The 21,274-nt window shown below is 72.2% G+C and carries 23 protein-coding genes; 14 read left to right on the top strand and 9 right to left on the bottom strand.

The window, feature by feature from the left end; all coding sequences use genetic code 11:
• Nucleotides 1–29 precede the first annotated feature (29 nt).
• The 3 genes from ABZ321_RS38360 to ABZ321_RS38370 form a co-directional block, all read right to left on the bottom strand.
• Complete coding sequence (locus tag ABZ321_RS38360) at nucleotides 30–1,922, bottom strand: carboxypeptidase-like regulatory domain-containing protein (RefSeq protein ID WP_354900469.1); 1,893 nt, start codon at nucleotides 1,920–1,922, stop codon at nucleotides 30–32.
• A gap of 61 nt (nucleotides 1,923–1,983) precedes the next feature.
• Entirely contained in the window at nucleotides 1,984–2,739 is a 756-nt protein-coding gene (locus ABZ321_RS38365) for a hypothetical protein (protein ID WP_344501582.1), read from the bottom strand.
• A 98-nt stretch (nucleotides 2,740–2,837) separates the two neighbouring features.
• Nucleotides 2,838–3,749, bottom strand: coding sequence for an ATP-binding cassette domain-containing protein (locus ABZ321_RS38370; protein WP_354900471.1), 912 nt, complete (start codon nucleotides 3,747–3,749; stop codon nucleotides 2,838–2,840).
• A 284-nt stretch (nucleotides 3,750–4,033) separates the two neighbouring features.
• Here ABZ321_RS38370 and ABZ321_RS38375 point away from each other — a divergent pair, with 284 nt between their 5' ends.
• On the top strand, nucleotides 4,034–6,049 hold the full coding sequence (locus ABZ321_RS38375) for a glycoside hydrolase family 6 protein (protein ID WP_354900473.1): 2,016 nt from the start codon (nucleotides 4,034–4,036) through the stop codon (nucleotides 6,047–6,049).
• Nucleotides 6,050–6,102: 53 nt separating this feature from the next.
• Here the strand turns inward: ABZ321_RS38375 and ABZ321_RS38380 are convergent, their stop codons facing one another.
• A complete protein-coding gene (locus tag ABZ321_RS38380) occupies nucleotides 6,103–6,612 on the bottom strand; it encodes a hypothetical protein (RefSeq protein ID WP_344501579.1) in 510 nt (169 codons plus the stop codon).
• Nucleotides 6,613–6,678: 66 nt separating this feature from the next.
• Nucleotides 6,679–7,677: a DUF5937 family protein gene (locus ABZ321_RS38385; RefSeq protein WP_344501578.1), complete on the bottom strand. Its 999-nt coding sequence runs from the start codon at nucleotides 7,675–7,677 to the stop codon at nucleotides 6,679–6,681.
• 124 nt (nucleotides 7,678–7,801) lie between these two features.
• On the opposite strand from ABZ321_RS38385, the gene ABZ321_RS38390 reads away from it, so the two are divergent.
• The 8 genes from ABZ321_RS38390 to ABZ321_RS38425 all read left to right on the top strand — a co-directional run bounded on the left by ABZ321_RS38390 (nucleotide 7,802) and on the right by ABZ321_RS38425 (nucleotide 14,536).
• Nucleotides 7,802–8,530, top strand: a complete 729-nt coding sequence (locus ABZ321_RS38390) for a metallophosphoesterase (protein ID WP_344501577.1) — start codon at nucleotides 7,802–7,804, stop codon at nucleotides 8,528–8,530.
• An 11-nt stretch (nucleotides 8,531–8,541) separates the two neighbouring features.
• On the top strand, nucleotides 8,542–9,147 hold the full coding sequence (locus tag ABZ321_RS38395) for a pentapeptide repeat-containing protein (RefSeq protein ID WP_354900476.1): 606 nt from the start codon (nucleotides 8,542–8,544) through the stop codon (nucleotides 9,145–9,147).
• Between the two features lie 398 nt (nucleotides 9,148–9,545).
• On the top strand, nucleotides 9,546–9,872 hold the full coding sequence (locus tag ABZ321_RS38400; protein WP_354900478.1) for a hypothetical protein: 327 nt from the start codon (nucleotides 9,546–9,548) through the stop codon (nucleotides 9,870–9,872).
• Nucleotides 9,873–9,945: 73 nt separating this feature from the next.
• Entirely contained in the window at nucleotides 9,946–10,467 is a 522-nt protein-coding gene (locus ABZ321_RS38405) for a SigE family RNA polymerase sigma factor (protein ID WP_354900479.1), read from the top strand.
• A complete protein-coding gene (locus ABZ321_RS38410; RefSeq protein ID WP_354900481.1) occupies nucleotides 10,464–11,657 on the top strand; it encodes a hypothetical protein in 1,194 nt (397 codons plus the stop codon). The genes ABZ321_RS38405 and ABZ321_RS38410 overlap by 4 nt, the downstream gene beginning before the upstream one ends.
• A 73-nt stretch (nucleotides 11,658–11,730) precedes the next feature.
• Complete coding sequence (locus ABZ321_RS38415; protein ID WP_354900483.1) at nucleotides 11,731–12,714, top strand: aldo/keto reductase; 984 nt, start codon at nucleotides 11,731–11,733, stop codon at nucleotides 12,712–12,714.
• Nucleotides 12,715–12,756: 42 nt separating this feature from the next.
• Nucleotides 12,757–13,245 (top strand): sigma-70 family RNA polymerase sigma factor, encoded by a 489-nt coding sequence (locus ABZ321_RS38420; protein ID WP_354900485.1) that lies wholly within the window; start codon nucleotides 12,757–12,759, stop codon nucleotides 13,243–13,245.
• On the top strand, nucleotides 13,235–14,536 hold the full coding sequence (locus ABZ321_RS38425) for a hypothetical protein (protein ID WP_354900487.1): 1,302 nt from the start codon (nucleotides 13,235–13,237) through the stop codon (nucleotides 14,534–14,536). The genes ABZ321_RS38420 and ABZ321_RS38425 overlap by 11 nt, the downstream gene beginning before the upstream one ends.
• 86 nt (nucleotides 14,537–14,622) lie before the next feature.
• Here the strand turns inward: ABZ321_RS38425 and ABZ321_RS38430 are convergent, their stop codons facing one another.
• Nucleotides 14,623–14,811 (bottom strand): hypothetical protein, encoded by a 189-nt coding sequence (locus ABZ321_RS38430; RefSeq protein ID WP_344501569.1) that lies wholly within the window; start codon nucleotides 14,809–14,811, stop codon nucleotides 14,623–14,625.
• On the opposite strand from ABZ321_RS38430, the gene ABZ321_RS38435 reads away from it, so the two are divergent.
• Nucleotides 14,764–15,492 carry a substrate-binding domain-containing protein gene (locus ABZ321_RS38435; protein WP_344501568.1) on the top strand — a complete coding sequence of 243 codons (729 nt, stop codon included), beginning with the start codon at nucleotides 14,764–14,766 and terminating at the stop codon, nucleotides 15,490–15,492. The genes ABZ321_RS38430 and ABZ321_RS38435 overlap by 48 nt on opposite strands.
• A 206-nt stretch (nucleotides 15,493–15,698) precedes the next feature.
• On the opposite strand, the gene ABZ321_RS38440 is transcribed toward ABZ321_RS38435, so the two are convergent.
• The 3 genes from ABZ321_RS38440 to ABZ321_RS38450 form a co-directional block, all read right to left on the bottom strand.
• Nucleotides 15,699–16,391 (bottom strand): hypothetical protein, encoded by a 693-nt coding sequence (locus ABZ321_RS38440; protein WP_354900490.1) that lies wholly within the window; start codon nucleotides 16,389–16,391, stop codon nucleotides 15,699–15,701.
• Nucleotides 16,388–16,696 (bottom strand): hypothetical protein, encoded by a 309-nt coding sequence (locus tag ABZ321_RS38445; RefSeq protein WP_354900492.1) that lies wholly within the window; start codon nucleotides 16,694–16,696, stop codon nucleotides 16,388–16,390. The genes ABZ321_RS38440 and ABZ321_RS38445 overlap by 4 nt, the downstream gene beginning before the upstream one ends.
• A gap of 311 nt (nucleotides 16,697–17,007) precedes the next feature.
• Nucleotides 17,008–18,558 carry an MFS transporter gene (locus tag ABZ321_RS38450; protein WP_354900494.1) on the bottom strand — a complete coding sequence of 517 codons (1,551 nt, stop codon included), beginning with the start codon at nucleotides 18,556–18,558 and terminating at the stop codon, nucleotides 17,008–17,010.
• A 61-nt stretch (nucleotides 18,559–18,619) separates the two neighbouring features.
• On the opposite strand from ABZ321_RS38450, the gene ABZ321_RS38455 reads away from it, so the two are divergent.
• The 4 genes from ABZ321_RS38455 (at nucleotide 18,620) to ABZ321_RS38470 (ending at nucleotide 21,272) form a co-directional block, all read left to right on the top strand.
• A complete protein-coding gene (locus ABZ321_RS38455) occupies nucleotides 18,620–19,069 on the top strand; it encodes a MarR family transcriptional regulator (RefSeq protein ID WP_344501564.1) in 450 nt (149 codons plus the stop codon).
• Between the two features lie 67 nt (nucleotides 19,070–19,136).
• On the top strand, nucleotides 19,137–19,532 hold the full coding sequence (locus tag ABZ321_RS38460; protein ID WP_344501563.1) for a hypothetical protein: 396 nt from the start codon (nucleotides 19,137–19,139) through the stop codon (nucleotides 19,530–19,532).
• Nucleotides 19,533–19,594: 62 nt separating this feature from the next.
• On the top strand, nucleotides 19,595–20,275 hold the full coding sequence (locus tag ABZ321_RS38465; protein WP_344501562.1) for a response regulator transcription factor: 681 nt from the start codon (nucleotides 19,595–19,597) through the stop codon (nucleotides 20,273–20,275).
• A complete protein-coding gene (locus tag ABZ321_RS38470) occupies nucleotides 20,268–21,272 on the top strand; it encodes a HAMP domain-containing sensor histidine kinase (protein WP_344501561.1) in 1,005 nt (334 codons plus the stop codon). The genes ABZ321_RS38465 and ABZ321_RS38470 overlap by 8 nt, the downstream gene beginning before the upstream one ends.
• Nucleotides 21,273–21,274 lie beyond the last annotated feature (2 nt).

Raw genomic sequence — 21,274 nt, forward strand, 5'->3', positions numbered from 1 at the left:
TCCGCTGTGGCGGGCCCCGGCCGGTGTCGCTACGGGACGATGACGTCGACGGTCAGGGTCTTGTTGTTCCGGATCTGGAACGGCTGGGCGTGTGCGAGGTCGGCGCCGCCGAGCCAGCCGCTGCGGCCGTCGGGCAGCTGGTAGAAGATCTTGATCTGTTGCGGGGCGATGTTCGGGATCGTGAATGTCATGGGCGGGTTGCTGTACTGGTTGTTGCTGTCGCCGGAGTGGACGGCCTCGCCGGACAGGGCGTCGAACGCGACCACGAACGCGTTGAGCGGGTTGCCGACCGTGTCGTGGACCGTGCCGGTGAGCGTGCCGCCGCCGGTGCGCAGTTTGATGTTCGCGGCGGCCTTCTTGCCGGCGGGCACCGTCACCATCGTCGCCTCGGGGCGGTTCGCCGCGTTGCCGGACCAGCGCCACTGGTAGCCACGGCCGATGAACTGCACCGGCCACGCGTACGGGCCGACGCCCGGGATGCTGTACGTGCCGTCGGCGCCGGTCGAGAATGCGCAGCCGCCCTGGGGAGCGAAGCCGTGCGACAGCGCGACGACCGAGACGCAGACGCTTGCGAGCGGGGCGCCGGTGTTGACGTCGGTCACCTTGCCGCGGACCGTGCCGGCCCGGTCGAACTGGATGGTCGGCGTGGTGATCTGGTCTCCGGACGCGACCGTGAACCGCTGGGCGGCACCGCGGTCGCCGGTGCCACCGGCCGCGCCGACCCACTGCAGGCCGAGTGCGTCGCCGCGCGGGTCGGCGAGCAGCTGGTACGTGCCCGGCTCCAGCGGACCGATCACCACCGAGCCCGGCGTCGGGCCCGGCCGCTCGTCCGAGCAGAAGCCGTACGGGTCGTAGCCGTAGGGCTGGTCGATGTTCGCCACGCCGATGCAGCCGTCGACCGCGGTGCCGCCGTCGCGGCTGACCATGGTGGCGGTGATCGACGCGCCCTGGCGCATGGCCACGTCGATCGTCGCGGTCTGCCCGGCGGTGACCGTGACCGGCGTGTAGGGCGCCGTCAGGTGGAGGCGGTCGTCGATGTTGACGCTGAGTGTGTACCTGCCGACGAAGAGGCCGGTGATCGGCAACTCGGCACCGGTGGCGCAGCCTCTGACGTTGTCGGTGTTCGTCGCCCACACGCAGAAGTGCTCCAGCGGTCCGCCGGTCGTGGCGTCGTGCGCGACGACCCGGATCGCGCCCGTCGGCAGGAAGGTCTCGTCGACCGTGGTCAGCTGCCCGTCGGCCACCGTGAACCGGTCGGCCGCGGCGCTGTCGAGCTTGCCGTGCGCGTACTGCGAGACCCCCGCGGGCCCGGAGAACGCGACGACGTAGTCGCCGAGCATCAGGTCGTCGATGCGGTACCGCCCGTCGGTGCCGGTGCTCGTCCAGCCCGAGCCGCTGCCGCCCGGCTGGCTGGCGGTGACGCCCACGTTCGCCGCCGGGCTGCCGTCGGCCTTGGTCAACCGCCCGCCGACCGAACCCGTCGGCAGCACCGTCTCCACGACCTGCACCGCCTGGCCGGCGGTCACCTCGACGGGCACCGCGGTCTCGTAGGAGGTCTTCCCGCCCGACCACTGGTCGAACGCGTTGCGGACCCGGTAGTTGAGCTTGTACGAGCCGGCCGGCAGATCGAGCGTGAACGCGCCGCTGGACGGCACGCTGACGCTGGTGACGAAGTTCTGCTCGGCGCTGTCGAAGACCGTGAGGTATGCCCAGGCCGGTGTGCCGTCCCGGTTCAGCAGGCTGCCGGAGATGGTCCCGGTCGGCAGCTGGTCGTCCACCGTCACCGTGGCTCCCGCGCCCACGGTGATGACACTTGCGCCGGTCGCGGCGTGCGCCGGCGTGGTGGAGACCGCCGCGCCTGCGATCGTGGCTGCCGTCACCGCTGCGTAGAGCAGGGTACGGCGCAGTGCATGCTGTCGCATGTCCGCTCCTGAATGGATGGGGGTGGTCATGAACGCCCCCTGCTCGCGGGGCGTGGTTGTGTCAGTGCCGGTCGCGGATGGCGAGCAGGTCCTGGTCCGGTGAGGGCTCCAGGCTGCTCTCGTCGATGATGCTCATGACGGTGAGCGCGATGGCTCGGATGCCGAATGCCACGGCGGTGAACACGCCCAGTTGGATCGGGTCGATGCCGGCGTCGCTGTCGACCTGGATGGACGGGTCCGTGGTCACCACGCTGGCGATCCGGTACTGCGCGATCGTCAGGCAGATCGCCAGCAGGGTGACGGCGGTCGCGATGGTGGACCGGCGGGTGGCGCCGGTGCCCAGCCACACGGAGATGCCTGTCGCGACGCCGAGGCCGGCGGCGACGACCAGGGCGTTGACGGTGTCGATCGACAAGGCCGAGCTGGTGCGCCCGGCGAGCGCCGCCTGCAGGCTCATCACGCCCAGCAGCAGGCCGACCGCCGTGCCGGCGCCGGCTGTCCACACTGGATGAGGGTGCTTGGCGACCAGCCACAGGACGCCGGCCGTGAACGCCACCGCGAGCACGGTCAGGACCATGCTCGGGGCCAGGAAGAAGTGGACCTGGTAGTCGCTCATGTGGATGGCGGTGGCGGCGACGAAGAGCATGTCGTCGCGGGCGGTCTCGACCAGCGCCCACGACGCCACCAGCACCAGCAGGAGGCGGCTGCGCGCCGAGCGCCGCTGGTCGGTCATCCGGACCAGGCAGAACACGGCCAGCAGGCACCCGACGGCATTGCCGAGGAGGACGCCGAGGACGAACAGGATCTGGTGGTCCACAGCGTGCCCGGCCTCCTGTCGAGTGGTGCGGCTGAGCCAGCCAGCCGGCTCGGAGCCGCCTGTCAAGCGCGCATACCGTACCTTGCCATCGCCACGCGTCAGGACCTCAGGTAACGCAGGACGGCCAGCACCCGGCGGTGGTCGGTGCGGGCCTGCGGCAGGTCGAGCTTGGTGAAGATGGCGGTGACGTGCTTCTCGACGCTGCGCTCGACCAGGTGCAGGCGCTCGGCGATGGCCACGTTGGAGCGGCCCTCGGCGAGCAGGCCGAGGATCTCCCGCTCCCGGTCGCTCAGCCGGGCGAGCCCCGCGTCGGCGGCGGGCGTGGCGAGCAGCTGCCGGACGACCTCGGGGTCCAGGGCGGTGCCGCCGGCCGCGACGCGTTGCAGCGCGCCGACGAACTCGCCGGTGCTGACGATGCGGTCCTTCAGCAGGTAGCCGACGTGACCGGCGTGCTCGGAGAGGAGCCGGCGGGCGTAGCTGGTCTCGACCCACTGCGAGAAGACCAGCACCCCGACCTGGGGGTGCGTGGCCCTGATCGCCAGCGCCGCCCGCAGTCCTTCGTCGACGTGGCCGGGCGGCATCCGCACGTCGACGACCGCCGCGTCAGGTGGGTCCGCGGCGACCGCAGCGAGCAGTGCCTCCGCGTCGCCGACCGCGGCCGTCACCTCGATGTCGTGCTCGGCGAGCAGCAGCAGGTTGTACGACTGGAAGACGAAGCCCACCCGGTCGCGCCGCCAGCGGGTGAGCGGCCCCTCCCGCATCCTGCTGATCTCGCGTCCGGCCAGCCGGACCGAGCCGGACGTCGGCCGGTCCAGCCCGGCGGCGCAGTGCAACAGCGTGCTCTTGCCCGAGCCGGTCGCCCCCATGACGGCGACGAACTCTCCGGCGCCGACGGTCAGCGACACCTGCCGGAGCGCGGTGACGCCGCGGGGGAAGACGCGGGCGACGTTCTCGAGTGCCAGGACGGGTTCCATGCCGTCGAGCCTGGTCGGGACGGGTCCGCGGGGCATCGGTGCTGCCGCGAGGCTCTGGGTTCGGGTAACCGCACCTTCCGTACCAAGGCATTCACAGAACTCGATGCAGAGCCGCCGTGCCGGTGGTCGGCGGGAGCTCGGACCGTGCCCGCGCCGGCCATGAACAGGCTGGTGGGACGGGGGTTCGTGGCGAAAGTTTCAGGCTCCTTTCCGATTCCGCACGAGGTGGGCGGCACCCCCGCGATCGATCGCCTTGACGGGGTGACGGGCCGGTGCGGACCGTGTGACGCATCAGCCGCAACACCAAGTAAGGAGACTCGATGAGGCGCAAGCTCGCCCTCATATCGGCCGCCGCAGTCGTGGCGGCCGGGGGTACCGTTTTGATCGCGAACCAGGCGTTCGCGGCGGCCGGTTGTTCGGCCAAGTACACGATCACCAACCAGTGGCCCGGCGGTTTCGGTGCCCAGGTCGACGTCACGAACCTCGGCGACCCGCTCACCAGCTGGAACGTCGGCTGGGACTTCGGCAACGCGTCCCAGACCATTTCGCAGATCTGGAACGCCAACAAGACCCAGACCGGCACGCACGTCAGCGCCACGAACCTGAGCTACAACGGCACCGTCGCCACCGGCGGGGTCATCTCCTTCGGGTTCAACGGCAACTGGAGCAGCGCCAACCCGGCCGGCACCAACTTCACGGTGAACGGCGTGGCGTGCACGGGCAGCCCGACGAGCCAGTCGCCGTCGGCGTCGCCGTCGCAGTCCCAGTCGCAGAACCCGACCGCCCCGGTCGTGTCGCTGACCAGCCCGTCGTCCGGCTCCTCGTTCACCGCGCCCGCCACGGTGAGCCTGGCCGCGACCGCGACCTCGTCCGGCAGCACGATCAGCAAGGTCGAGTTCTACAACGGCTCGACGCTGCTCGGCACCGACACCAGCTCGCCGTACACCTACAGCTGGACCAACGTCGCCGCCGGCTCGTACTCGCTGACCGCCAAGGCGTACAACGCGGCGAACCTGTCGACCACCAGCACCGCGGTCCCGATCACCGTCACCACTGGTGGCAACGACCCGACGCACGTCGACAACCCGTACGTCGGCGCCAAGGTCTACGTGAACCCGGACTGGTCCGCCAAGGCCGCCGCCGAGGCCGGTGGCAGCCGGATCTCCAACCAGCCGACCGGTGTCTGGCTGGACACGATCGCCGCGATCACCGCGCCGTCGGGCTCCGGCTACACGACGAGCATGCGCAAGCACCTCGACAACGCTCTCGCCCAGGGCGCCACGCTCGCGCAGTTCGTCATCTACAACCTGCCCGGCCGTGACTGCGCCGCGCTGGCCTCCAACGGCGAGCTCGGCCCGACAGAGATCGACCGGTACAAGACCGAGTACATCGACCCGATCGCCGCGATCGAGGCCGACCCGAAGTACAAGTCGATCCGCATCGTCAACATCGTCGAGATCGACTCGCTGCCCAACATCGTCACCAACGCGGGCGGCGAGGCCGGCGCGACCGCGGCCTGCGCGGTCATGAAGGCCAACGGCAACTACTCGACGGGCATCCAGTACGCCCTGAGCAAGCTGCACGCCGCTGGCACCAACACCTACAACTACATCGACGCCGCGCACCACGGCTGGCTCGGCTGGGACAGCAACTTCGGCCCCGCCGCGCAGCTGTTCGCCACCACGGTGCAGGGTGCCACCGGCGGCTTCGCCACCGTCGACGGCTTCATCACCAACACCGCGAACTACTCGGCGCTCGTCGAGCCGTTCGTCACCATCAACGCCACCGTCGGCGGCCAGTCGGTCCGGCAGTCCAAGTGGGTCGACTGGAACTTCTACACCGACGAGCTCTCCTTCGCGCAGGCCTTCCGCACGAAGCTGGTCTCGCTCGGCTTCAACAGCAACATCGGCATGCTGATCGACACCTCCCGCAACGGCTGGGGCGGCACCGCCCGGCCGACCGCGGCGAGCACCTCGACCGACATGAACACCTGGGTCAACGCGTCCCGCATCGACCGCCGCATCCACGCCGGTAACTGGTGCAACCAGTCCGGTGCCGGCCTCGGCGAGCGTCCGCGGGCGACCCCGGCCACCGGTATCGACGCGTACGTCTGGATCAAGCCCCCGGGCGAGTCCGACGGCTCCAGCTCGCTGATCCCCACCGGCCCGAACAACCCGGGCGGCAAGGGCTTCGACGGGATGTGCGACCCGACCTACACCGGTAACGGCCGCAACGGCAACAGCATGAGTGGCGCCCTGCCCAACGCCCCGGTCTCCGGTGCCTGGTTCTCGGCCCAGTTCCAGCAGCTGATGACGAACGCCTACCCGGCGCTCTAGTTCCACCCAGAAGGGCCCCCGCCACACGGCGGGGGCCCTTCGTCCGCTGTGCTCTACGCGAGGGTCCGGCAGAGGTTCTCCATCGTGCCGAGCTGGACCGGGACCTCGCGGTTGCCGTCCGGGTGCCTGATCACGACGAAGTCGCCGTGGGTGATGTAGTCGCCGCCGGGGAAGCCGACGTTGGCCGCCTTGATCGGCAGGGCGTTGTTGCCGTGCAGCTGCAGGATCCGGGTGCCGTCCTCCAGGTAGTACACGCGGATCGTGCCGGTGGCGTCCCGCACGACCGACTTGTGGTTGCTCGTGTTCGTGTAGCGGATCACCAGTACACCGGCGAAATCCTGCACCTTCGGCGAGCCGTCGGGATAGGTGGCGGGCGTGCGCATCCGCTCCTGGTCCCGGACGATGTCGCCCTTCACCTCGAACTGGCACACCTCGCCGGCCGGGATGACGAACGGCGGCGTGCTCGTCGGCTCCCAACCACCGGTGCCGCTCGAGGCGGCCGCCGTCCCCGCCGTCATCGCCACGATCGCCGCCGCCATGACCAACGTCTTCACCACACGCATGTGGGCCTCCTTCATGTCTTCCGACATGGTGGGCGCGGCCGCGGCGGCGGCTCCACGATTCGGTCGTCACCGAATCGTCGCGGCCCTGTCGTCGCGACCCGTTGTCGCGGCTCCCAGGAGGTCGGTGCCCAGCGCCGTGCGCTGGTAGAGGACCTGCCGCCCCGACCGCCTGGACGTGACCAGCCCCGACCGGCGCAGCACCGACAGGTGCTCGCTGACCGACGCCGCGCTCAGCCCCAGATCCCGCGCGACCTGCGTGGTGGACAGCGGAAGGTCGAGCTTCACCAGCAGCGCCGCCCGGCTGCGCCCGAGCAGGTCGGCGACCGGTGGCACCGCCACCCGGGCCGCGCCCTCCCACACCTGCCCCACGCCGCGCGGGCTGTAGATCAGCGCCGGGCACTCCGGGCTGGTGTCGACCAGCAGCGACGGCCACGCGAACACGCACGGCACCAGCAGCAGCCCCGCACCCTCCAGCCGGCTCCGCGACTGCCACGTCGGCCAGAGGACCCGTAGCGCGTCCTCGGCGTACTCCAGCTCCGGATGCAGGTTTCCCAGCAGCCGTACGATGCCGCCCGACGTCAGCTGATCCGCACGGTGTCCGATCTCGGCGTCGAGCAGCCCGGCCAGCCGCGACCAGACCGGCTCGATCGCGACCTGCCAGTACGCCTGGATCTCCGCCGCCAGCCGCCCCAGATGGCGCTCCGGGTCCTCGTACAACGGCAGCAACGCCTCAGGCAGCGGCCTGCCGAGCAGGTCCAGCTGCGCCCGCACCACCTCACCCGGCGTGCTGCGCACCCGCGCCAGCTCGTCGCCGAACCTGGTGTCCATCCGGTCCGGCGCCGGCGCCAGGAACTCCGGCACGTACCGCGGATCGCCCAGCACCGCCCGCAGCAGCTCCAGCCGCAGCGCCGACACGCCCCCTCGCACCGACCTGACCCACGGCTGATGCATCCGCACCCGCTCGGCGTGATCGGCGACCCGCACGCTGCTCACGAGCTCCTGCATGGGCGAGCGCGCGAACCGCAGCCGCGCCAGGTCCCCCGGCTCGAACAACAGCTCGATCACCCAAACCACGATACCTAGGAATCCGTCGACCTCCGGCCCGTCGGGCGGCGGGCACCACGGGTGTGGGCCGCACCGGTGCGATTGGATCTCGAAGGAGGGTCGGCGGCGGTCGTACCGTCGGGCGGTGACCCTCATCGCGCACGTCAGCGACACCCACTTCGACGACGGTGACGGCGGGCGCAGCGCCGAGCGGGCGGAGCGGGTGCTGTCCTACCTGGAGCGCCTGCGCCGGCCCGTCGACGCCGTGCTGGTCACGGGCGACGTGGCGGATCACGGGCGGGCGTCGGAGTATTCGGCCGCGACGGTGCTGCGACGGCTCGGCGTACCGCTGCTGCAGACGCCCGGGAATCACGACTCGCGGCCCGAGTTCCGCCGCTACGTGGCCGCCGCCGGCGCCGGGCCCGTCGACCAGATCGCGCGGGTCGGCGACCTGGTGTTCGCGCTGTGCGACTCGTCGATCCCGGGGCGTGACGACGGCTGGCTGGCGGACGAGACGCTGGCGTGGCTCGACGACGTCCTGGCGGAGGGCGCACCGTCCCTCGTGTGCTTCCACCACCCGCCGGTGAAGATCGGCCATCCGGCCGCCGACCGCGTGCGCCAGTTCGGGGCCGCCCGGCTCGCCGAGGTCATCGCCCGGCACCCCAACGTCCTCGCGCTGCTGTGCGGGCACGTCCACAGCGCCACCGCCAGCGTCTTCGCCGGTGTACCCGTGCTGTCCGCCCCCGGTGTGGCATCGACACTGGTCCTCCCGTGGGAGGGCGACGGCGGCCTGGACCGCTCCGCGCCACCCGCGCTGGCCTTCCACCTGTACGACGCCGGCCGCCTCACGACGTTTTTTGTCGTACCTGGGTGAGAAGGTGGGGCATGGCTGAGCGGCGACCACTGACCCACACCACGATCTACGACGACGACTGGACCGACCACCACGCCGTCGGCCTGGAGCATTCCGGGGTCGCGTTCGTCGACGTCGACATGTGCGAGGCGACCAACGAGCGGTCGGTCTTCACCGAGTGCACGTTCACCAACGTCAGGTTCAACTGTTCCATGCAGACCGACGTCGCCTTCCTCAACTGCACGTTCGTCGGCTGCAACTTCTTCGACGCCACCTTCACCCGCTGCAAGCTGGTCGGCAGCGCCTTCGACCGCTGCACCTTCGAGCTGCTGAAGGTCGAGGAGGGCGATTGGTCGTTCGTCGCCCTGCCCGCCGCGAAGCTCAGCAGCGCCGAGTTCACCGGCGTCCGCATGCGCGAGGCCGACCTGACCGCCGCCCGCTGCGAGGGCGCCACCTTCCGCGACGTCGACCTCTCCGGCGCCGCCCTCCAGAAGGCCGACCTCACCCGCTGCGACCTGCGCGGCAGCGACCTGTCCGGCCTCGACCCCCTGACCACCGAGCTCCGCAACGCCATCATCACGACCGACCAGGCGGCGATGATCGCGGTCGCCTTAGGCCTCGACGTCCGTCCCGCCTGACCCCCCAACTGCCCCGCCCCCGGCATGGTCCGCCCCACCGCGACGCGGCTCGGCTGAGCTGGGCTGGGCTGGGCTGGGCTGAGCGTGGTCTGGTTTGGCGCGGGGGCTGGGCTTGATGCGGTCCGGTTGCGGCGAGGGCCGGGCCGGCGTGGCTGGGCGTGGCCTGGTTCGGCGGGGCTGGGCTTGGCGGTCAGGGCCGCACCCGTTCCCCCGAGCGTGACGACGTTGCCCACCCACCAGAAGCCCGCGAGCCGGGGGTCCCCGCGCCAGAAGACTGCGCACCAGAAGCCCGCGAGCCAGAACTCCTCGCGTCAGAGGTCCTCACGTCAGAGGTCCTCACGTCAGAGGTCTTCCGTCAGAGGTCCTCGCATCAGAGGCCCGCGAGCGCAGGAGGCCGCGTGCCGGAAGACCGTCCTTTTGTGGACAAGAAGGTCGTCGTCGGCGTGCAAGACAGCGGGGCCGGCCAGTACAGGCGCGCCGTCGAGCAGGCCGTCGCGGTCGCTGGCGGCGGGATCGTCGGGGTCGGGCCGGGACAGGTCGCCAGCCAGTGCCTCGACGCGGGACTGCTGGACGGGCTGCGGATCAACCTGGTCCCGGTGGTGCTCGGCGGTGGTGTCCGGGTGCTCCGCGAGCTCGTACACGCTGGAAAGCTCGCGAGGTTCGAGGAGCCGACGATCATCGTGGGTCGGGGTGTTACCCACCTGGACTACCGGCTGCGGCGCTGAAACTTCTGGCGGAAACCGTGCAACCGCGAGCGGGCTGGGACGCGTTGAAGTCGCGACACCAGGGAGGGCGGGCATGCGGGCCGAGGCGAAGCGCGAGTACGTCGAGTACGTGACGGGCGCCATGCCGTCGTTGCGCAGGCTGGCGTACATCCTGTGCGGGGACGAGCACCGCGCCGACGATCTCGTGCAGCAGGCGATCACCAAGCTGTACGTCAAGTGGCAGCGGATCAGGGACGTCGAGCACCTGGACCAGTACGTGCGGACGATGGTCGTCCGCGGGTTCATCGACGAGCGGCGGCGGACCTGGTTCCGGGTCGGGTTGACGGCGGAGCCGCCCGACGCGCCGGACCCGCGGAGCGCGGCGGCGGAGCGGGTCGAGGAGGCCGTCGTGCTGCGGGCCGCGCTCGCCCGGGTGCCGCGCAGGCAGCGGGCGGTGCTGGTGCTGCGGTTCCTGTGTGACCTGCCGGTGGACGAGGTCGCCGCGATGCTCGACTGCTCGCCCGGCACGGTCAAGAGCCAGACCGCCCGCGGGCTGGCGACGTTGCGCAGGTACGTCGAGGAGGCCGAACCGGCCGAGATGCGGAGAGGACGATGACGGTGCACGAGCACGAGCACGAACAGGACGGTGCGGCGCTGCTGCGGCCGCTGGCCGGTGGAAGGCCGATGGGACCGTCCACGGTGGACGTCGCGCGGGCGATGACCGACGGGGACCGGCACCACCGGCGGGTGCGGATCGCGGGCGCCGGCGCCACGGCCGTCATCGTGGCGGTCGCCGGATGGGCCGCGGTGACGGACGGCGGAGCGGACAAGCCGGCCGTGACGGGCGCGAGCCCCAACCAGGAACCGGGCCGGAGCACCGGTCCGAAAGGGTGCGAGGTGCAGAAGCTCGCGGAGGGGAAGGCGGTCGTCAGCGGGTCCGACCCGACCGGCAGGTACATCGTCGGCCGCACCTACGAGAGCGGGCACCCGTCGACCGTCGTGTGGGAGGACCGGCAGCTGCGGAAGGTGCCCATGCCGGGCGACGACCCGACGCTGTACGACGCCACCTCCAAGGGCGTGCTCGTCGGCACCAGCTTCACCACCGCCGACACGACCACGGCGTGGGTGTACAAGGACGGGAAGTTCAGCAAGCTCGCCGGTACTGACGCCCAGGCGTTCGCGATCAACGAACGGGAGGTCATCGTCGGGTCGGTCCAGGGCAGGGCGGCGATGTGGGCGTCGCCGGACGCGCAGCCGACGATGCTGGCGACGCCGGCGAAGGGCATGACCGGCAAGGCGACCGGCATCGACGAGGACGGCACCGTGGTCGGCGCCCTGGTCGGCGGCGAGGTGAAGGCGGACCTGGGCTACGTCTGGTCGCCGGCGGGCACCGTGCAGCAACTGCCGCAGCCGCAGGTCAACGGTAAGCCCGCGACCACGTACAGCGCCAAGGTGATCCGGGACGGCTGGGTGGTCGGCTGGGCCGGGCACGACGATCCGGCCCGCGGCGGCGGCCGGTTCATCGGTGCGCCGCGGTGGAACCTGCGCACCGGCCGGTTCGACATGGCGGACGGCCTGATGTGGGTGGTCAACGCCCAGGGCCGGATCGCCGGCGAGCAGACGATCGTCGCGCCCGACGGCACCACGCAGAAGCTGCCGCTGCCGGCCAGGTACGACGAGAAGACGGCGATGCTGACCGTCGAGGCGCTCAGCGACGACGGGACGGTCGTCGCCGGATACCTGTCCAGCCGGGGCAGCACGATGAACGCGGAGCCGGTCGCGGTCACCTGGAGCTGCACGAGTTGAGCGGAGCCGGTCGCGGTCACGTGGAGCTGCACGAGTTGACCTGGAGCGCGCTCCAGCTGGCAGCCTGACGACCATGACGGAAACGAGGAAACTGGGCCGCAGCGGCATCGAGGTCAGCGCGCTGGGGATCGGCTGCTGGGCGATCGGCGGGCCCTTCTGGGCCGGGGACCAGCCGCTCGGCTGGGGCGAGGTCGACGACGACGAGTCGATCCGGGCGATCCGCAGGGCGCTCGACCTGGGCGTCACGTTCTTCGACACCGCCAACGTCTACGGCGCCGGGCACAGCGAGAAGATCCTGGCCACGGCCCTGCAAGGAAGACGGGACCAGGCGGTCATCGCCACGAAGTTCGGCGGCACGTTCGACGAGCAGACCCGCCAGGTCGGCCCCGACGACGGCACGCCCGAGGGGGTCGGGCGGGCCGTCCGGGAATCGCTGCGGCGGCTCGGCACGGACTACATCGACCTGTACCAGCTGCACATCAACGGCCTGCCGATCCCGCAGGCGCTGGACCTGATCCCGGCCCTCGAGGCGCTCGTGGAGCAGGGCCTGGTCCGCGCGTACGGGTGGAGCACCGACTTCCCGGAGCGGGCGACCGCGTTCGCCGAGGCCGGCGTCCACTGCACCACGATCCAGGCGGACCTCTCGGTGCTGCGGGGCTCCTTCGGCGTGATCCCCGTCGCCGACCAGCACGACCTCGGCGTCATCATCCGCGGGCCGCTCGCGATGGGTCTGCTCGGCGGCAGGTACACCGCCGAGTCGAAGCTGCCGGAGGACGACGTCCGCGGGCTCAGCCCCGAGTGGATGACCTACTTCACCGACGGGCGCCCGGCGGCGGAGTTCCTGAACAGGATCGACGCCGTCCGTGACGTCCTTACGTCCGGCGGCCGGACCCTCGCCCAGGGTGCGCTCGCGTGGCTGTGGGCGTACAGCGGCCGGACCGTGCCGATCCCGGGCTGCCGCACCGTCGCGCAGGTCGAGGAGAACGCCGGCGCGCTCGCCCACGGGCCGCTCGCCGCGTCGGAGCTCGCCGACGTCGAAAAACTCATGGGAAGGTAGCCGGAACCGACCCGGCACCTCGTGCGCCTGCACGATGTGACCGTGGTGACTGACGATCCCGCCCCGGAGGGCCTCGACCAGGAGGCCTTCCGGGAGGTGTACGCCGTGCACTACCCGGCGCTCGTCCGGCTGGCGTACCTGACGACGGGCAGCCTCGCCGCGGCCGAGGACGTCGCGCAGGAGGCGTTCATCGAGTGGTTCCGCCGCGGCGACCAGGTCCGCGAGCCGGTGCCGTTCCTGCGCCGGGCGGTGGTGTCGCGGTGCACATCGTGGGTGCGCCGCCGCCGGCTGGAGCGCCGCCACGCCACCGCTTCGTGGGAGCTGAGCGCCGAGACGACACCCGACGCCCAGGTCGTCCGGGCCGCGCTGCGGAAGCTTTCGCCGCGGCAGCGGGCGGCCGTCTTCATGCGGTTCTACCTCGACCTGCCGGAGGCGCAGATCGCCGCCGCGCTCGGCTGCCGCCCGGGCACGGTCAAGTCGCTGCTGCACCGGGCGCTGACCGCGATCAAGGAGGACCTCGATGTCGTCTGACCCGCAGGCCCGCGTCGGCGCGGCCGTCCGCTCCATCGCCGACGCCGTCCCCGTCGACCCCCCGGACGTCGCCGTGCTGATGGCGCGGGCCACGACGAAGCCGGGCCGGTGGCGTCCGCTGCTCAGTGCCGCCGGAGTTCTGGGTGTACTGGCCGCGGCGGCGCTCGGCCCGGGGCTGCTGGCGCAGCCGGCGGCGCCCACCGACGGGACGGTCCTGCCGACCCGCCTCGCGGGCCTGTCGCTGCTGACCGCCCCGGTGTCCGAGGCGCCGCCCGGTCCCGCGCTCCTCATGTACGTGCAGGGCAGCAACGGCCCGCGCTGGCTGCACACCCTGCAGACGGTCGTGCTGAGCACCGACGGGCACACGTACCGCCGGCTCGACGAGGCCGAGCGGCGCGGCGGCCCCGTCGAGCTCGGCACCTGGCAGGACGCGCCGGCGCTGCTCGCCCCCGACGGCACGCGGGTCGCGGTCGGCAGCATCGGCGGCGCCGCCACCGACGTCGCCGTCGTCGACCTGCGCACCGGCGTGACCGCCACCAGCGCGACCTCCGGCACCGGGGCGGTCCAGCCGCTGGCCTGGTCACCTGACGGGACCCGCCTCGCGTACACCGTGGGCGACACCGAATCGGCGGTCCTCGACCTCACGACCGGCACCTCCACCAGGCTCGCGACGGTGGCGACGGCCGCCGCGTTCTCGCCCGACGGCCGGCGGCTCGCCGTGCAGGGAACCCCCGACACGGAGGTCGAGCCGCGGCGCGCGATCCGCATCCTCGACCTCACCGACGATGGGGTCGTCACCGGACTCGACCCCGTCGGCTTCGGCGTGCTGATCGCCGGGCAGGCCGCCTGGTCGCCGGACGGCCGGTGGCTCGCCGTCGCCGACAACGCCGGCGTGGGCAAGCTCGACTGCACGATCACGTTCCTGCCCACCGGCCCGGCGGACCGGACCCCGCCGCCCGCGCCGATCGTCACGAAGGAGCAGATCGCGCTGGTCGGCTGGGCGGCGCAGGACCGGCCGCTGGTCACCCAGGGCGGCGCCACCGAGCACCGCACGGTCAGCGGACCGGACCTGCGCCCGCTGACCACCGCCGACGGCTCCACCACCTACGACCTGCAGGCCGCCACCGCGCTGCTGCCGTCGGCGCGGGCCGCCCCGGGCGGCGACCCCGACCGCGGCCCGTGGCCGGTCTGGCTCCGCCTCACCACCGCCGCGGCCGCCATCGCCGTCGTGGGCCTGGGCTGGCTGCTGTGGTCCCGGAGAAGGGCCACGGGGCGACCTCGCGGCCGCTGATGTGCAGAAATGGCGGCGGCGGCGCGGGTGCTCAGGCCGCGCCGCCGCCGTGATGTCCCGGCCGCCACCGGGAGTCCTCGGGTTTGTCAGGTCAGGTACTTCGCGGCGTACTCCCGGGCGTCCTGGACGATCAGTGCCACCCGCTCGGGTGCGGCGTCCAGCGTGTCGTCGACGACGGTCAGCGTCGGCAGGACGCCCTCGCGGACCGGCAGCCGCCAGTGCGGGTTGTGCTGCTCGCCAACAGCTACGGCGACCCCGAGAAGGAGCGCAAGCACCTGCGCCGGCTCATCGACCGCCAGGTCGACGGGCTGATCATCATGTCGGGCAACCGGGTCCGCCCGCGCCCAGGCCCGGCCCTGCCGCTGTCCGGCACGCCGTACGTGTTCCTGTACGAGTACGGCACCTCCGAGCCCGTGCCGAGCGTGCTGCCCGACGACCGCGGCGGCGCGGCCCTCGCCGCCCGGCACCTGATCGACATCGGCCGGCGGCGGATCGGGTTCATCAACGGGCCGGCCTCGTGGGACGCGACCCGCGACCGGCTCGACGGGCTCACCGTCACCGTCCAGGAGGCCGGCCTCGCCCTCGACCCGGCGCTCGTGCGGCACTCGCCGTCGTGGTCGCCCGAGGACGGCTTCGCCCTGGCCGAGTCGATGCTCGCCGCGGCGCAGCCACCGGACGCGATCTTCTGCGCCAGCGACGACCTGGCCACCGGCGCGCTCGCCGCGATCCACGAGCGGGGCCTGCGGATCCCCGGCGACGTCGCGGTCGTCGGCTTCGACGACCGGTCCCTGGCCGTGCACCAGCGCCCGCCGCTGACCACGGTGGCGCTGCCGCTGCACGAGATGGGCAGGACCGCCGGCAGCCTGCTGCTCGCCGCGATCAACGGCGCGCCACAGCACCACGAGCTCATCCGGGTCCCGTGCGATCTCAAGGTCAGAGCATCGACGGCCTGCTGACGGCCTTTCGCGCGTACCGCCCGGCGCGCCGCTTCCTGTTCCTGTCCCCCTGCTCGCCTTTCGCGGAGTTCGACGGGTGCGCCGGGCCTGTTGTGATGGCACGGGAGCCGGGCCGGTGCCGCCGCGTTCTTGTCCCTCAGCCTAGCACCACCGACCAAATTTCTTGTCGGTGGTGCCACCCATCATAATGCCGGCGTGGCGAGGGGTCAGCGGGGTTCGTCGGAGCGCCGGCCGCACCAGTCGAGAGTGCGGTCGGGGTTGACGCCGTTGATGCGGACCGTCCAGGTGCGGCCGTCGGTGGTGGTCAGCTCCAGGTGCGTGGGGTCGGGGAACCTGGCCGACTCCACCCGGACCGCCGGCATCATCGGGGGGTGGGTGTTGTCCGGCGGGGCCTCGACGTCGGGGCGTTCCTGCTCCGACTGGTGGGCGGTGCAGGCGACGTCGGTGGTGCCCTCGCGGGCGAACGGGCCGGTGGTGCGCAGCCGGTAGTGCCGCTGGTCCGCCAGGTGGGCGACGAGCTCCAGGCCGTCGCCGGTCGCCGCGACCAGTTTCGCCGGGGCCTGTGCCGGGTCTCCGGCCAGGACGCTGCCGACGTTGGCGGCGGCGCCGGCGCACACCGTGAGGAGCACCGCGACCGTGCCGAAGCCGGTGACGGCCCTCCTGACGGCGGGGGTGCGCAGGCCGAGCCATCCGGCCGCCACGAGTCCGGCGACGGCGGTCACGGCCACCGGGATCCAGCCGGCGGGGCGTTCGAAGGGGATGAACCGCACGAAGCGCCACGGTGCGACCGACGCGGTCAGCAGGCCCGCCGAGACGGTCACGAGCGTCGCGACGCTGAGGACGGTGAGGGCGATGGCACCCCAGCGGCGCGCGAGGCCAGTGCCCCAGTGGGGCATCATCGGGTGCACCAGTCCAGGATCCTGGTCGGCCGGAGGCTGCCGGGGGAGAAGCCGACCTGCCAGGTGAGGCCGTCGGAGGTGTCGAACGCGACCTGCCGCCCGTCGGAGAACCGCACGGCCCGCACCTGGACGCCGCCGGGAGCGGTGCATGCCACGTCGGTGCGGCCCTCGCGGCCGAACGGGCCGGTGGTGCGTAAGACGTAGTGGCGGTGGTCGCGGTCGTACGCCACCAGCGTGAACCGGCCGTCGCCCGACTCGGCGACCGTGGCCGGCCCCGCGTCCAAGCCGGCGATCACGACGCCCATCAACAAAGCCAACGAAGCCAACCAGGCCAACGAAGCCAACCAGGCCAACGAAGCCAACCAAGGCAACGAAGCCAACCAAGGCAACGAAGCCAAAGAAGCCGGCAGGAAAGAACGCAGGAGGCCGGTAGCGACCAGGGCGACCCCGGTGACCAGCACCGCGATCGCCCTGGAGGGTCGTTCGAGCGGGATCAGCGCGACGAACCGCCACGGGCCCCATCCGGTGAGGACCGCCGATGCGATCGCCAAGCCCCCGGCCAGCACAAGTGCGGCCGCAACCCCCCGGTTTGCCGGCATGTGGTCATCGTCGGGCCTCAACCCGTCGGTGACAAGACCCGCTGATCTTCCACAGTGGACTTCCTGCTGCGGAACGCCGCCAGCAGCAGTACGCCACCCGCGAAGGCGACGAGAGCGCCGGTGGCGGCCGTGACGTGCATCGCGGTCACGAACGCGCCGTCGGCCGCGGCGGCCAGGTCGGCCCGGTGCAGCTGCTCCGCGACCGCGCGGGTGTGCTCGGCAGACGGTGCGGCGGCGTCGCGGGCGGACGGCGGCAGGCCGGCGAGGGCGGGCGCGATCCGGTCCCGGTAGGTGCTCGCGAGGATCGTGCCGAGCAGCGCGATGCCCAGGACGCTGCCGACCTGCCGGACGGTGTTGTTGACCGCCGAGCCGGCGCCCATGCGGTCCAGCGGCAGCACCGCGATGACGGCGGCGACGGTCGGCGCGATGGCCATGCCCATCGCGATCCCGCTGACGAACCCGACGGCGCAGAACCACAGCAGTGGCGTGTCCAGGTCGAACGTGAGGTTGGCCAGGAAGCTCGCGGCCACCACCAGCAGCGACACGCCGCTGACGGGGCCGACGCCGAAGCGCTTCGCCAGCCGCGCGCCGATGCCGGAGCCGGCGGCGACCCCGATCGCGCCCGGCAGGAACGCCAGGCCGGTCTCCAGGGCCGACATGCCGCGGGCGCCCTGCAGGTAGAAGTTGCCGTAGAACATCTGGCCGGTGATGCCGAAGAACAGCGTGGCGAGGGCGACGTTGCCGGCGCTGAAGCGGCCGTTGCGGAACAGGCGCGGGTCGAACGACGGCTCCGCCGAGCGCCACTCCACGACCGTGAACAGCGCGAGCACCACGAGACCGGCGAGCGTGGTCGCCCACACCTGCCAGCGGGTCCAGTCGGTGTTCTGGCCGGCCTCGATCAGCCCGTACGCCAGCAGCGCCAGGCCACCGGTGGACAGCACCAGACCGAGCGGGTCGGGGCGGCGCCGCTGCACGAGCTTCGGGTTGGGCACGACCAGCAGGACGCCGGTGAGGGCGATGGCGACGACGGGCAGGTTGACCAGGAACACCGACCCCCACCAGAAGTGGTCGACGAGCACGCCGCCGAGCAGCGGGCCGAGCGCGACGCCGACGCCGCTGGACGCCGACCAGGCCGCGATCGCGCCGGCGCGCCGCTCGGCCGGGAACGTCGCGCCGATGATCGCCATCGAGGTCGGCATCATCATCGCCCCGCCGAGCCCCATCAGGCCGCGGGCCAGGATCAGGCCGGTCGCGTCGCCCGCCCAGGCGGCCCAGACCGAGGCGGCCCCGAAGATCGCCAGGCCGGCGGCGAGGATCGTGCGGTGCCCGTAGCGGTCGCCGAGCGCGCCGGCGGCGAACAGCGCGGTGGCGAAGAGCAGCGCATACGAGCCGACGGCCCACTGCAGCTCGCCGGGGGTCGCGCCGAGACCGGTCCGCGGGTCGGCGATGCGTTCGAGGGCGATGCCGAGGATGGTCGTGTCGATCCAGATCAGCACCGCGGCGAAGACGAGCACCGACAGCACGCGACGCTGCTGGGGTAGCTTTATTGACAGGTCCCTGACGGTCATGGCTTCACTGTGGCAATAACGTCAGGTTCCTGTCAATACTGGCGCGGCGCACAATGGTCCCGTGAGTACCGACGAAGCCTGCTCCACGTTTCTCGTCCGGCACGCGTGGCTGAGCCTGCGCGGCGTGGTCGCCGAGGCGCTCGTCGAGCACGACCTCTCGGTCGCGCAGTTCGCCTCGCTGCTCCTGCTGCGGGAGTCGCCGGGCATGTCGGTCGCCGACGTCGCCCGCAAGGTGTCCACCGCCCGCCAGTCGGCCAACGAGATGCTCGGCGGCCTGGAGCGCGCGGGCCTGGTCGAGCGGCGCCAGCACCCCACCGACCGGCGCTCGCAGCAGATCATGCTGACCCCACTCGGGCTGGAGCGGCTGGAGGCCGCGCTGCCGACCGTGCAGGCCGTCGAGGCCCGCCTCTCGGCCGGGTTCAGTGAGGCGGATCTGGCGGTGGTCTCCACGTGGCTGCACCGGATGGCCGGCGCCTCGGCCGGGGTGAATGAGGAGATTTCGACGCTTTAGCCTGGACAAATTGTGCTCCAGGTCACACCATGGAGGGACTGACGTAGCCGCGGCGGAGGTGCGTCCCATGGAACTGCTCGGTGGCATACAACGGGTGGAGCACGCGATACAGACGCCGGCCGGTGACCCGGCCTGGCGCCCGGCGGTCAGTCAGGCCGTCGCTCAGCTCAAGGCGGCGTTCGCCGCCCACGTCCGGGAGACCGAGGGCCCGTCCGGGCTCTACGCGGGTGTCCTCGGCGACGCGCCCCGGCTTGCGCGGGGACTCTACGGTCTGGTCGACGAGCACGAGACCGTCTGGGAGGCCCTGGACGACCTGGAAGGGCACCTCGGTGCGGGCGGCGTCCGCCCGGAGGTGGTCTGCGAGGACGCGGCCCGGCTGATCCGGGAGGTGTGGCAGCACCGGCAGCGCGGCGCCGACCTGCTGCATGAGGCGTACGAGACCGACCTGGGCGGCGAGACCTGACGGTTCGCTTACGGCTCGCCCGGTGATTCCGAAGGCGCTTCCGGGCGCTCTAGGCTCGGGTGATGGGGCAACGTGTGCTGGTCGTCGACGACGACCCGACCGTCAGCGACGTGGTGCGGCGATACCTGGAACGCGAAGGGTTCACCGTCGCGCTCGCCGGTGACGGCCGGCAGGCGCTCGACTCGTACGACGCCGAACGACCGGACCTCGTCGTGCTCGACCTCATGCTGCCCGGCATCGACGGGCTCGAGGTCTGCCGGCGCTTGCGCGCGCAGGACCGCACGCTGCCGGTCATCATGCTGACCGCCCTCGGCGAGGAGTCCGACCGCGTCCTCGGCCTCGAGCTGGGCGCCGACGACTACGTCACCAAGCCGTTCTCACCCCGCGAGCTGGTCCTGCGGGTCCAGTCGGTGCTGCGCCGGGCCGTCCCGGCCCCGGTCGAGGAGACGCTCGTCGACGGGGAGCTGCGCGTCGACGCCGAGCGGCGGACCGCCACGCTGCGCGGCGAGGCGCTGGCGCTGACCGTGCGCGAATTCGACCTGCTGGTGTTCCTGATGCGCAACCCCGGCCGGGTCCTGCGCCGCGCCGAGCTGCTCCAGCAGGTGTGGGGCTGGACCTTCGGCGACCAGTCCACCGTCACCGTCCACATGCGACGCCTCCGGGAGAAGGTCGAGGACGACCCGGCCGAGCCGCGGCGCATCCTCACCGTGTGGGGCGTCGGTTACCGGTACGAATATGCGTGACGTCCTCCTCACGTTCCTGATGGCCCTCGGCTGCTCGCTGGCCGTCGCCGTCGCCGGGCTGCTCGTCCTGCGCGGGCCGCTGCGGGGCCGCTCCGTGACCGCGCACATCGTGGTGCTGCTGCTCGTCACCGTCCTGAGCGTGCTCGCCGGGATCGTCGGCGCCTCCATGGAGATGTTCATCTCCGACCACGACCTGCACGTGCTGCTCATCGTCGTCGGCACCGCCGCCACCGTCAGCCTCGCCGCCGGGCTCTGGGCCGGCGGGCGGCTCGCCAGGGCCAGCATGTGGGCCGCCGAGGCGCGGGAGCGGGAGCGGGCGGCCGAGGCCCGGCGCCGCGAGCTGGTCGCCTGGGTCTCGCACGACCTGCGGACGCCCCTCGCGGGGCTGCGCGCCATGGCCGAGGCCCTGGAGGACGGCGTCGTCTCCGACCCGTCGACCGTCGCCGACTACCACCGTCGCATCAGCGCCGAGACCGACCGGATGGCCGCGCTCGTCGACGACCTCTTCGAGCTGTCCCGGATCAACGCCGGCGCGCTGCAGCTGACCCTGTCCGAGGTGCCCCTCGGCGACGTGGTCTCCGACGCGATCGCCACCGCGACGCCGCTCGCGGCGGCAGCCGGCATCCATCTCACCGCGTCGTCGAACGGGTGGCCGACCATCCAGGGGTCCGTCCCGGAGCTGTCCCGCGTGGTCGACAACCTCATCCGCAACGCCATCCGGTACACGCCGCCCGACGGCACCGTGGCCGTGACCGGCGGCCAGGACACGAAGGGCGGCTGGCTCGCCGTCAGTGACACGTGCGGCGGCATCCCCGAGTCGGATCTGCCGCGCGTGTTCGATGTGGCCTTCCGCGGTACCGCGGCCAGGACCCCGACCCGGGAGGCCGGCGGCGGGCTGGGCCTCGCCATCGTCCGCGGCCTCGTGGAGGCGCACCACGGCGACGTCGCCGTCGCCAACGAGGGCGACGGCTGCCGTTTCGTGGTGCGGTTCCCCTAGAC

Origin of the sequence: Dactylosporangium sp. NPDC006015 (assembly GCF_040614215.1) — a bacterium.
Classification (GTDB): Bacteria; Actinomycetota; Actinomycetes; order Mycobacteriales; family Micromonosporaceae; genus Dactylosporangium; species Dactylosporangium maewongense.